Genomic DNA, 11,339 nt, shown 5'->3' with positions numbered 1-11,339 from the left:
ACACGCACTCCCGATGAGTGTTATTGGATTTCTTCAAGCATGCTCTGGAACTGACGGCCAACATCTTCGTTGGGCCTCGGCGTCACCAGCGTGACGAACACAATCGCCAGTGCCGAGAAGAGAAAGGCCGGCACGATTTCATACAGATCGTAGATACCGCCACTCAGTTGCCCCCAGATGATGACGGTCAACCCGCCCATGACAACACCTGCCAGCGCGCCCCACTGGTTCATGCGTGGCCAGAAGAGTGACGCGATGAGGGCCGGCCCGAAAGCCGCACCGAACCCTGCCCAGGCATACGACACCAGGCCGAGTACATTGGAGTCAGGGTTCAAGGCCAGCATGACCGCCACACTGGATACGCCCAGGACCGCCACACGTCCCACCATGACCAACTCCTTTTGCGAGGCGGACTGGCGGAAAACGGCCTTGTAGATGTCGTCGGCAATCGTCGACGAACAGATCAGCAACTGAGAGTCGGCTGTCGACATGACGGCAGCTAGCACGGTTGTCAGCAATACACCAGCGACCAGCGGATTGAACATGATATCGATCATGAACATGAAGATGCGCTCGTGGTCACCCAGGCCATCAGGGAAATAGGCATTGCCGAGTATGCCGATCAGCAGGGCGCCCACCAGGCCAACCGCCGTCCAGATCACCGCGATCCAGCGCGCCATGGGGATATTGCGCGCATCATTGATGCCGGCAAAGCGCGCCAGCGAATGCGGCTGACCGAAGTAGCCAAGCCCCCAGGCCAATGAGCTGACGACAGCCGTCCAGGTCAGCCATTCGCCGGTCGACGCATCCCGCAGGCCATTCAGAACACCGGCCTTGGCGCCTTCTGCGGCGGAGAAGGCCTCGCCGACCCCACCAAGCTCATATATTGCCACCACCGGCACGATGACCAGGGTCAGGAACATCATCATGCCCTGGATGACATCGGTCCAGGAGACCGCCAGGTAACCGCCGAAAAAGGTGTAGGAAATGACCGCCAGAGCGCCGGCCAGTACCGCCAGCGAGTAGTCCATGCCGAAGACGGTGTTCAACAGTTTTCCGCCGGCCACCAGCCCCGAACTGGTGTAGAACAGGTAGAAGATGATGATAAAAATCGCCGAGATTAGCCGCAGCACCAGCGTGCGGTCCTGAAAGCGCTCGGCCAGGTACTCGGGAATCGTCAGGGCATTATTGGCGATGAAACTATAGACCCGCAGGCGGCGCGCCACGATCAACCAGTTGAGCAGCGTACCCGCCAGCAGACCTGCGGCGATCCAGAAGGATGACATGCCGGTCAGAAAGGCAGCGCCAGGCATGGCAATCAACAGCCAGCCGGACATCTCGGAAGCCCCGGACGAGAGGGCCGTGGCGAACGGCCCCAGAGTACGGCCACCGAGCACATAGTCGGAGAAATTGTTGGAACGCCGGTAGGCAACGACACCGACAATCAGCATGATGGCGAAATACGCCATGAAGGTGCCGATCACGACACCGTGACTCGTATCTATCATTGTGGAACCTGATTATTGAATATTGTTGGTCTTGAACCGGAGGTTCGGCGTACTCGTTGTTATGGATCTGGTGATCAATGGCTGGCCCACACAACGTCGGCCAGATACGTGCTTATCCCTCCCTGGCGGTTCGATAGGCCGCCTGCAGCCCCTCGTGGACGACCCGCTCGAAGCCGCCTTCGATCATGGTGCTCAACCCCTCGGCGGTGGTGCCTTGATAATCCACCAGGCGCTTGACCATCTCACCAGGCTCGGCCGCCTGCTGTTCCAGCAACAGGCTGCCGCCCACCAGGGTCTGCATCACGGCTTCTCGGGCGACATCATCGTCGAGCCCCGCCTGTCGGGCGTGCGACAGCATTGCCTGCGCCAGCAGGGCCGGGTAAGCGGGCCCGGCACCGCTCACCGCCGTCAGGTAGTCGATCGCGTCTTCGGACGACACCTCGCGTGCCGTGCCGCAGCTTTCCAGCAACGCCTGCACGATGCCGCGATCGCCATCACTGATGGCCGGTGACGCATACCAGGGAAAGTAGCCACGCTGAATCTCCGCGGCCGCATTGGGCATGGCCCGCACCACCCGCTGACTGCCGAGCTGGCGGGCGACGGACTCCTGGGATGCCATCGCCAGCAGCGATATCACCAGCTTGTCGCCGACCTGGGTGTCGATATCAGCGAGATCCTGCGGACGAATCGACAGCACGATGACATCCACCAGATCAGCGAGCTGCCGGTTATCCTGAACACAGCGCACGCCGGGCCAGTCGACATAGGCGCCGGTGTGTGCCGAACGGGATGACACCACCAGTTGCTCGGGTGCCAACAACCGCTTCTCGAGCAACGCCAGCCCCAGGGCTCGCCCTACCCAGCCCTGCCCGCCAATCACGCCAACCACCAGGTCTTTCAGCATGTGCCGCACCTCCGACGCCTTTTATGTACATCGATGAACATCTGATTGACAATCATGTACAGTCGCTTCTAACGTTGTCAAGAACACAACAAGATGGAGGGCCTGACCGTGGCCACCGATCCGCTGCTGCAGCCGTTTCAGCTCAAGAACCTGACCATCAAGAACCGTCTGATGATGACGTCCCATGAACCGGCCTACCCGGAAGATGGCATGCCCAAGGAGCTCTATCGTGCCTATCACGTCGAGCGCGCCAAGGCAGGCCTGGGCCTGACCATGACGGCCGGTTCGGCGGCGGTGTCCAGGGACAGTCCGCCGGTGTTCAACAACATCCTGGCCTACAAGGATGAGGTCGTCCCCTGGATGCGCGAGCTGACGGATGCCTGCCATGAACACGGCACGGCGGTGATGATTCAGCTTACTCACCTGGGCCGGCGCACGCGCTGGGACAAGGGCGACTGGCTGCCGACGGTTTCGCCCTCGCACCATCGCGAAGCCTCGCATCGTGCCTACCCCAAGCAGGTCGAGGACTGGGATATCGAACGCCTGATCCGCGATTACGCCGATGCCGCCGAACGCATGCATGCGGCGGGGCTCGACGGTATCGAGCTGCAGGCCTACGGCCATCTGATGGATCAGTTCTGGTCGCCGCTGACCAACACCCTAGAGGGTCCTTATGGCGGCAGTCTGGACAACCGACTGCGCTTCACCTTCGAAGTGCTCGAGGCCATTCGCAAGCGAGTGGGACCGGAGTTCATCGTCGGTCTGCGCTATACCGGCGACGAGATGCTCGAGGGCGGTCTGACGCCGCAGGACGGCATGACCATCTCCCAGCGCCTCAAGGACAGTGGCCTGGTCGACTTTCTCAATGTGGTGCGCGGACACATCGATACCGACCCGGGCCTGACCGATGTCATCCCGGTACAGGGCATGCGCAGCGCTCCACACCTGGATTTTGCCGGCGAGATCCGCCGACAGGTCGACTTCCCGACCTTCCACGGTGCCAAGATTCAGGATGTCGCCACGGCCCGTCATGCCATTTCCTCCGGCCTGGTCGACATGATCGGCATGACCCGGGCGCACATGGCCGACCCGCATATCGTCCAGAAGCTGACGGAGGATCGCGAAGCGGAAATTCGCCCCTGCGTCGGTGCCAACTACTGCCTCGACCGCATCTATCAGGGCGGCGCCGCCTACTGCATTCACAACCCGGCCACCGGGCGTGAAACCACCATGCCGCATACCATCCCGCCCGCTGACCAGCAGCGCCGGGTGGTCATCATCGGCGCCGGTCCGGCGGGGCTGGAGGCCGCCAGAGTGGCCGCGGAGCGCGGGCACGAGGTACTGGTGCTGGAGGCGTCCAGCGAGGCCGGCGGCCAGATACGCCTGACCGCCCAGAGCCCGCGCCGACGCGACATGATGGGCATCATCGACTGGCGCCTGTCTCGCTGCGAGGCGCTGGGCGTGGAGATTCGCTACAACGTCTTCGCCGAGGCCGAGGAAGTGCTCGCGGAGAACCCGGACGTGGTGATCGTGGCCACCGGTGGCTACCCCATCGAGGACATGCCGACCCAGGGCCACCAGTTGGTGGTCAACACCTGGGATATCCTCTCGGGCCACGTTGCGCCGGGCGACAAGGTGCTGCTGTTCGATGATGCCGGTGACCATGCCGCCCTGCAGGCGGCCGAGATCATCGCTCATACCGGCGCCGAAGTGGAGATCATGACGCCCGACCGAACCTTCTCGTCGGAGATCATGGCCATGACCCTGGTGCCCTACATGCGCGAATTACAGCGCCCCAACGTGACCTTCACGCCCACCTACCGGCTCAAGTCCGTGGAACGTGCGGATGGCGAGCTGCTGGCGCGTATCACCAGTGACTACATGGACCTGGATCATGAGCGTCGTGTCGATCAGGTGGTGGTCAACTACGGCATCACGCCCATGGCCGATGTGTACTTCGAGCTCAAGGAACATGCGTCGAATGGCGGCGAGGTGGATTATGACGACCTGATCGCCGGCAACCCGCAGTCGGTGGTGCGCCATGCCGAAGGGGGGTTCCAGTTGTTCCGCCTGGGCGATGCGGTGGAGTCGCGCAACACCCATGCCGCCATCTATGACGCCCTCAGGCTGGTCAAGGATTTGTAACAGGAGGCGGCATGACCGAGCGGACCTATACCACGGCGGAGGCGCTGGGGCTCGCCGAACAGGCTTGCCTGGCCGCGGGCGCTGGCGCGGAAAGCGCCCGGACACTGGCCCGGGTCACCGTTGCCGCGGCCAGTGGCGGTCGCAAGAACGTCGGCTTCCCGCACCTGCTGGACTATCTGAGCGCCTACCGGTCGGGGCGCATCAACCCCGACCCGGCGCCAGGTCTAACGCTTCCCCTGCCGGCCATTCTCCAGTCGGATGCCGACGGCGGCATCGCGCAACTCGGCTTCGACCGCGCGGCGCCCACGCTGATCGACCGGGCACATGAGCTGGGGGTTGCGCTATTCACCCAGCGCAACAGCTTCACGACCGGCGAGCTGGGGTACTACGCCCGCCATCTGGCGGAAGCCGGCTTGATCACTCTGGCGGTTTCCAACAGCCCCGCCGTGCTGGCCAGTCAGCCCGGCAGTCGGGCGGTCTTCGGTACCAACCCCATGGCCTTCGCCGCGCCCCTGATCGCCGGCCGGCCCCCGCTGCTGATCGATCAGGCCTCCAGCGTCACGGCACTGGTCAACCTGACCCAGGCCGCCGCCAGCGGGCAGGCGATCCCCGACCACTGGGCGATTGACGCAAGCGGCGCTGCCACCCGCGATCCGGTCGCCGCCTTACGCGGCGCCCTGTTGGCCTTCGGTGGTGCCAAGGGGGCCAATATTGCCCTGATGGTGGAATGCCTGGCGGCCGGGTTATCGGGCGCCGCCTGGTCGCTCGACATGCCGCAGGGCGGCGAGGCCGCTTCCTCGGTGGATGCCGGCCTGACCATCATCGCCATCCAGCCCGATGCACTGGATCCGGACTTTGCCTCACGACTGACGCGACAGCTCGACCGGCTCAGCGAACAGGGGGCCTATATCCCCGGACAGCGGGCGCCCGCCACACATGAGGTGCCTGACGAGATTGCCATCGAAACCTCCGTACTGGAACGCATGGCCCCTTCCTGACGGCCCGTCATTGGCGGTCGACGACCTCAGGCAGTCCTGCCATGGCAAGCTGCCCGTGCCGTGTCACCAGGGCTCATCCAGGATGGACTCCAGCGCCTCGTTGAGCTCGCCGATGCGTGCCCGTGGCGAGAAGCGGCGGACGACACGGCCATCCCGGGCGACCAGAAACTTGGTGAAATTCCACTTGATGAAGCCGGTGCCCAGCACGCCCGGGGCCTGGCGCTTGAGCTCGACAAACAACGGATGGGCATGGCGTCCGTTGACGTTCACCTTGTCCATCATCGGAAAGGTGACGCTGTAGGTCTGCTCGCCGAAGGAACAGAACCCCTGGGCGGATTCCGGTGACTGTCGACCGAACTGGTTGCAGGGAAAGGCCAGGATGGTGAAGCCCCGGTCGCGGTGGCGACGATAGAGGCGCTCCAGCTCGCCGAGCTGGGAGGTGAAACCGCAGCGGCTGGCCACATTGACGACCAGCAGCACCTGGCCACGCAGGGCGCCTAGATTGAAGGGCTCGCCGCTGTGCGTGCGGCAATCATGATCGTGAATGCTCATGGCTCGGGCTCGCTGTCTGTTTCTTCACGATGCCACGCCGACCCGGCCGGCGCCAGCCCCTTCCCGCAACAGATGACAACGCGGCGCTCAAGGGCCGGCATGCAAGCTGCCAGCCGCGACAAGCGCCTCGACCACCTGGCGGGTATCCGGTGTTACGCCTTCCAGCGCCAGCGCCTCCGCGGGTGGCAGCCAGAACGCGTCGGCGACCTCCTCGGCCTGCAGGGTCAACGGACCGCTGTAGTCCACCAGAAAGGCACTACCGAAGATGAAGTTGCCTCCCGCTGCATGCACGAACTCCAGCTGGTGCCTGAGGGGTTCGCGACTCACTCCCAGCTCTTCCGCCAGCTCGCGCCGTGCCGCCATATGCACCGCCTCACCGGCACCCACCACGCCGCCCGCGGCCAGGTCGATTCCACCGGGAAAGACTTCCTTGTAGAGGGTGCGGCGCTGCACGCAAAGCTCTCCGTGGGCATTGCGGACCACAATGTAGGTGGCTCGGTGCCAGAACCGGTAACGCCGCATGGTCGCTCGCGGGGCGCTGCCGCAGGGCCGATTACGCGCATCGACCACCTGGATCCGCTCATCGGAAATACGCTGAACGGCCAGTGCATCGGGCAGGCTGGCGGAATACTGGGGCATGACAATTTCTCCGCGGACGACGCTATCAGCCTAACGTCTCGCACGCAGGCCGTCACTGACACCGGCCCCCTCCCTTTGACCCCACCGCCCGCGCCCACCATGCTGAAGAGAGGAGCCTGCCACTGGAGCCTGTGATGCCGGATCATGCCCCCCGCTCTCGCCTGGCCAGCCATGAGGTGCACAATCAGCCACCGCCGAGCGGCGACCAGGACCTGCTGGCGCAGGACAGGCCGCTGCGCGACGCCCTGGCCCGCGAAGCGCCGGACTGGGTCATGGAACGGCTGGCGCCGCTGGGCCGGGCCGCGGGCAGCGAGGCGGTGCGCCGACTCGGCGACTCGGCCAACCGCCACCCGCCCGAGCTGCGACTCTTCGACCGCCATGGCCGTCGCCTCGATGAGGTCGACTACCACCCGGCCTACCATGAGCTGATGCATCTGGCCATGGATTCTGGCTGGCATGCCGTCGCCTGGCAGGAGGAAGGCCGCGGTGGCCACCAGGCCCATGTGGCGGCGCTCTATCTGCTGACCCAGGCCGAGCCCGGCTTCTGCTGTCCGATCACCATGACCCATGCGGCCTTCCCGGCACTGCGACACTCGGCCGACCTGCATGCGCGCTGGTCGCCCGGCCTGCTGAGCTGGGACCATGACCCCCGAGTGTTACCCGCCGAGCGAAAGACCGCCCTGACCTGCGGCATGGCGATGACCGAGAAACAGGGCGGCAGCGACGTGCGAAGCAATACCACCCACGCCAGCACGACGGCAGATGGCTGGCGACTCAATGGCCACAAGTGGTTCTGCAGTGCGCCCATGTCGGATGCCTTCTTGACCCTGGCGCAGACCGACGATGGCCTGAGCTGCTTTCTCGTGCCGCGCTTCACGCCGGATAACGAGCGCAATGCCATCGAGATTCAGCGCCTCAAGGACAAGTGCGGCAATCGCGCCAATGCCTCCGCGGAAATCGAATACCGCGATGCCTGGGCCGAGCCGCTCGGCGAGCCCGGACGCGGTATCGCCACCATCCTTTCGATGGTCCAGCAGACGCGCCTGGATGCCGCCACGGCCCCGGTGGGCATGATGCGTCAGGCGCTCTCCGAGGCCTGGCGGCATGTGCAGACTCGCCAGGCCTTCGGCCGCTGCCTGGCCGAGCAGCCCCTGATGCGCACTTTGCTGGCCGACATGGCCCTGGAGGTCGAGGCCGGCGTGGCCCTGTGCCTGCGCAGCGCACGCGCCTTCGACGGTGCGGCACGCCATGATGCCCACGAAGCGGCTCTGGCGAGGCTCCTGCCGGCACTCGCCAAGTACTGGCACAACAAGCGCGCCCCAGGCTTTCTCGCCGAGGCCATGGAGTGCCTGGGCGGCATCGGCTATGTGGAAGAGTCGCCCATGGCACGCCTGTACCGCGAAGCCCCGGTCAACTCGATCTGGGAAGGGTCCGGCAACGTCATCTGCCTGGACGTGCTGCGGGTGCTCCAGCGCCATCCGGAAGCCCTGGAGGCACTGCGTCAGGAGCTCGAGCAGGCACGCGGCGCCTCGGCCGCGCTCGACACGGCCATGCAGTCCCTCGCTCAATTGCTCGAAGCACCGGCAGAGACGCTGGAGCGCCAGGCCCGCCGGCTGACCCAGAGCCTGGCGCAGTGTCTGCAGGGCGCCCTGCTGATGCAGCATGCCCCGCCCGAGATCGGCGAGACCTTCTGCCGCTCGCGCCTGCTCGAGGCCAGCCCGGTATTCGGCAGCCTGCCCCCGGATGCCCCGGAGGACGCTATCCTGGCCAGGCTCCAGGACTAGCACCCGGGACGTGATAGAGTGGGCATCGTCCACCCGACCTCCCCGCTACACGGTGCCTGTCATGGAGTTTGCCCTGGAAGATCTGAGTCTGCGCTGGCTGCTCGGCCAGGCCGTCAGCCTGACCGCCCTGGCGCTATGCCTGGTGGCCTTTTCCAGCAAGCGCGACGATCGCCTGCTGGTCATCCTGATCTTTGCCAATGTCGCCTTTGCAGTCCAGTTCGCGCTCTTCGAGAGCTGGGTGGCCTCGGGCATTTCGGCACTGATCATCCTGCGCATCATCCTGGCACGCCGCTATGCCGGCCATACCGCCATCATGGTCGCGATCCTGCTGGCCACCCTGCTCATCGCCGCCCTGACCTGGCGCGGGCCGGACGATATACCGGCGCTCGCGGCAGGCCTGCTGGGCACCTACGGCATGTTCATGCTGCGCGGCATCGCCATGCGGATCATGCTCGCCGCGGCGGCCTTCTGCTGGGTCATCAGCAACCTGCTGGCCGGCTCGATCGGCGGCAGCATCGCCGAAGGCCTGATCTTCGTCACCAATGTGGTGACCATCCTGCGCATCAGGCGCGACAGCCAACGCCAGCCGACACCCTGAAACGGACGGGTCAGCTCCCCATCAAGGGGCCCATCGCCACCCGCAGCGCTAGCGCCAGCAGGAGCACGCCGGTGAGGCGGTTGATCCAGTGGGCGCGGGCCTGCAACCAGGGCAGCACCCGCGAATGCGAGAGTCCGAGGGCTACCAGCACATACCAGCCGCCGTCGATGACCATCGCCGTCAGCACGATGATGGCCCGCTCGAGCAGGCTCATGTCGGGCGTCACGAACTGGCTGAGCAGGGCCACGAAGAACAGGATCAGCTTGGGATTGCCCAGGGCCACCAGCATGCCCTCGCGGGCCGCCTGCCGGTTCGACGTGGCCATGGCGCCAGCCTCGAGGGCACCGCCGCGCCCGGCCCGCCAGGCCTTGATGCCCAGCCAGGCCAGATAGGCCGCACCGCCCCAGGTGATCAACTGGAACAGCGTCGGGAAGCGCACGATCAGCGCCCCCAGCCCCCAGACCGTCAGCAGTGCATAGAGCCCCACCCCCAGCGCATGTGACAACGCCGCCATGACGCCCGGCACGCGCCCGCCACCCAGGGTATGACGCAACACCAGGGCCAGGCTGGGGCCCGGCGACATGGCGCCCATGGCACAGATGGCCGCCAATGACAACCAGAGAGACAACGGCATGATGCTTTCCTGAACACACGACCAAAACGCCACACTACGACATCACCTCCGGGAAGGACAGATGCCAACCCAGTGGCGCAGACGTGAACGCGGCTCATCAGCATGGCCAAGATCATCCCGCGTCCGGGATGCGTCCCTGTACCATGGGCGTCGGTCGGCCTTTATCAATGAGGTGCTCAGGACTCGCACAAGAGGCGCCGGTCCGTCGGCCGATACTCGCAAGACAACGTCCAGGTCACCTCACTCTTCCCTGAAGGCCCTGCTGAACTGGTCGGTAATTGGCTTGATAAAATACGTCAGTGCCGTACGCTCTTCGGTCGTGATGAAAACCTCGACTGGCATACCGGGCAGCAACGTGATGGCGCCAAGTTTCTCAAGCTCTTCTGCAGAAACGTCGACATCGCCAAGATAGTAGGTCTCGCCAGTCATGTCGTCGCGTGTCGTCGCGGGAGAGACATAGATGATTTCGCCTTTGAGCTCCGGCGTCGTTCTCTGGTTGAAGGCAGTGAAACGGAGCCTGACCGGCTGTCCGACCCAGAGCTGATCAATGGTTACCGGGGCAAGCTTCACCTCGACCTTCAGTCTGGCTTCTTCCGGCACGATCGTGACGAGCTCTTCGGCCGGCGTGATCACGCCTCCTATGGTGTGGATGTTCAGCTCATTCACGGTTCCCGAAATCGGAGCACGAATGTCTGTTCGCGCCAGCCGATCCTCGATGGCGATACGCCGGTCACGCAGTTCCGAAAATTCTGCTTCCACGACACTTAGTTCCCGCTGCGCTTCGGTGCGAGCGTTCTCATCGATCGCGATAATCTGGAGGCGAATTTCGCTCATGCGGGTTTTGGCTCTGGCAATGGAGGCGTGAATCTCACCGCGTTCACCGGCCAGTCGTGCTCTGTCACGAGCGACCGGAACGAGGTGTGTGCGTGCAATCAGCCCTTTGCCAACGAGCCCCTTGTTCGCCTCGTATTCGGTCGCGACTAGATGAAACTCCTCGTCTTTCGACTGCCGCTGCGCTTCCAGCCCACTTATCTCTTCTTCGATTTGCTCGACGCTGAGTTCGAGCTGCTGTTTCTTGCTTTGGCGACTCGTTCTATTGCCGTCGAAGAGACGTGTTTCGCCGAGAAACACATCCGGAGCCTCGCTGGCGTCCAGGTCTGGCGGGAATTCGATTGCCGCAAGTCCGTCGCGCTCTGCCAGCAGCCGCGCTCGCCTGATGGCCAACTCCACGAGCTTGGAGCGCACGATCGAAAGCTCCGCCCTGGTCTGTGTGTCCTGGAGTCGCAGCAGCACTTCTCCCGCTTCAACGAAGTCGCCTTCCCTGATGCCTATTTCGCTGACGATGCCACCATCACGATGTTGTATCGACTTCAGGTTCTGGTCCACCGTCACGGCCCCTTGCGCGATTACGGCCCCCCTGAGTTGAGCGCTCGCGGCCCAACCGCCGGCTCCTAACAGCAGAAGCAGAGCGAGTGCCGCACCCGCACAGATGCGTGGGCCGAGTCGATAAGCGTTTTTCGGGTTCGGCGAGGACGTGTCGATACCGCCGGCATGATCCTTGGTGTGCATTCTAGGCT

At 64.4% G+C, this 11,339-nt stretch carries 10 protein-coding genes; 4 read left to right on the top strand and 6 right to left on the bottom strand.

All coding sequences use genetic code 11. The features are described from left to right. Positions 1–20: 20 nt before the first annotated feature. Both putP and HHA01_RS10435 read right to left on the bottom strand, forming a co-directional pair. On the bottom strand, positions 21–1,508 hold the full coding sequence (putP, locus tag HHA01_RS10440) for a sodium/proline symporter PutP (protein ID WP_141320423.1): 1,488 nt from the start codon (positions 1,506–1,508) through the stop codon (positions 21–23). 112 nt (positions 1,509–1,620) lie between these two features. Next, complete coding sequence (locus HHA01_RS10435) at positions 1,621–2,412, bottom strand: pyrroline-5-carboxylate reductase family protein (RefSeq protein ID WP_141320421.1); 792 nt, start codon at positions 2,410–2,412, stop codon at positions 1,621–1,623. A 108-nt stretch (positions 2,413–2,520) separates the two neighbouring features. Here HHA01_RS10435 and HHA01_RS10430 point away from each other — a divergent pair, with 108 nt between their 5' ends. Then, positions 2,521–4,557 carry an NADH:flavin oxidoreductase gene (locus HHA01_RS10430; protein WP_141320431.1) on the top strand — a complete coding sequence of 679 codons (2,037 nt, stop codon included), beginning with the start codon at positions 2,521–2,523 and terminating at the stop codon, positions 4,555–4,557. Between the two features lie 11 nt (positions 4,558–4,568). Next, positions 4,569–5,555, top strand: a complete 987-nt coding sequence (locus tag HHA01_RS10425; protein WP_141320419.1) for an Ldh family oxidoreductase — start codon at positions 4,569–4,571, stop codon at positions 5,553–5,555. Between the two features lie 63 nt (positions 5,556–5,618). Here the strand turns inward: HHA01_RS10425 and HHA01_RS10420 are convergent, their stop codons facing one another. Both HHA01_RS10420 and HHA01_RS10415 read right to left on the bottom strand, forming a co-directional pair. Beyond that, on the bottom strand, positions 5,619–6,107 hold the full coding sequence (locus tag HHA01_RS10420) for a glutathione peroxidase (RefSeq protein WP_141320417.1): 489 nt from the start codon (positions 6,105–6,107) through the stop codon (positions 5,619–5,621). Between the two features lie 87 nt (positions 6,108–6,194). Then, positions 6,195–6,746: an NUDIX hydrolase gene (locus HHA01_RS10415; protein WP_141320415.1), complete on the bottom strand. Its 552-nt coding sequence runs from the start codon at positions 6,744–6,746 to the stop codon at positions 6,195–6,197. Positions 6,747–6,880: 134 nt separating this feature from the next. On the opposite strand from HHA01_RS10415, the gene HHA01_RS10410 reads away from it, so the two are divergent. Together HHA01_RS10410 and HHA01_RS10405 are read left to right on the top strand one after the other, a co-directional pair. Next, positions 6,881–8,530: an acyl-CoA dehydrogenase family protein gene (locus HHA01_RS10410; RefSeq protein WP_141320413.1), complete on the top strand. Its 1,650-nt coding sequence runs from the start codon at positions 6,881–6,883 to the stop codon at positions 8,528–8,530. Positions 8,531–8,591: 61 nt separating this feature from the next. Continuing rightward, on the top strand, positions 8,592–9,128 hold the full coding sequence (locus tag HHA01_RS10405) for a YgjV family protein (protein ID WP_170214864.1): 537 nt from the start codon (positions 8,592–8,594) through the stop codon (positions 9,126–9,128). A 10-nt stretch (positions 9,129–9,138) separates the two neighbouring features. On the opposite strand, the gene HHA01_RS10400 is transcribed toward HHA01_RS10405, so the two are convergent. Further along, positions 9,139–9,762, bottom strand: a complete 624-nt coding sequence (locus tag HHA01_RS10400; protein ID WP_141320411.1) for a LysE family translocator — start codon at positions 9,760–9,762, stop codon at positions 9,139–9,141. A gap of 240 nt (positions 9,763–10,002) precedes the next feature. Further along, complete coding sequence (locus tag HHA01_RS10395; RefSeq protein WP_141320409.1) at positions 10,003–11,331, bottom strand: HlyD family type I secretion periplasmic adaptor subunit; 1,329 nt, start codon at positions 11,329–11,331, stop codon at positions 10,003–10,005. Positions 11,332–11,339: the final 8 nt, after the last annotated feature.

This window comes from Halomonas halmophila (assembly GCF_006540005.1).
GTDB lineage: Bacteria > Pseudomonadota > Gammaproteobacteria > Pseudomonadales > Halomonadaceae > Halomonas > Halomonas halmophila.
Note: the sequence above shows the minus strand (reverse complement) of the source record. Positions and strands in the feature narration are given on the sequence as shown.

Excerpts from the sequence above, each read along its gene's own strand:
- putP (WP_141320423.1), bottom strand. The coding sequence starts at position 1,508 with ATGATAGATACGAGTCACGGTGTCGTGATCGGCACCTTCATGGCGTAT.
- HHA01_RS10395 (WP_141320409.1), bottom strand. The coding sequence starts at position 11,331 with ATGCACACCAAGGATCATGCCGGCGGTATCGACACGTCCTCGCCGAAC.
- HHA01_RS10400 (WP_141320411.1), bottom strand. The coding sequence starts at position 9,762 with ATGCCGTTGTCTCTCTGGTTGTCATTGGCGGCCATCTGTGCCATGGGC.
- HHA01_RS10425 (WP_141320419.1), top strand. The coding sequence starts at position 4,569 with ATGACCGAGCGGACCTATACCACGGCGGAGGCGCTGGGGCTCGCCGAA.
- HHA01_RS10420 (WP_141320417.1), bottom strand. The coding sequence starts at position 6,107 with ATGAGCATTCACGATCATGATTGCCGCACGCACAGCGGCGAGCCCTTC.
- HHA01_RS10405 (WP_170214864.1), top strand. The coding sequence starts at position 8,592 with ATGGAGTTTGCCCTGGAAGATCTGAGTCTGCGCTGGCTGCTCGGCCAG.
- HHA01_RS10410 (WP_141320413.1), top strand. The coding sequence starts at position 6,881 with ATGCCGGATCATGCCCCCCGCTCTCGCCTGGCCAGCCATGAGGTGCAC.
- HHA01_RS10435 (WP_141320421.1), bottom strand. The coding sequence starts at position 2,412 with ATGCTGAAAGACCTGGTGGTTGGCGTGATTGGCGGGCAGGGCTGGGTA.
- HHA01_RS10415 (WP_141320415.1), bottom strand. The coding sequence starts at position 6,746 with ATGCCCCAGTATTCCGCCAGCCTGCCCGATGCACTGGCCGTTCAGCGT.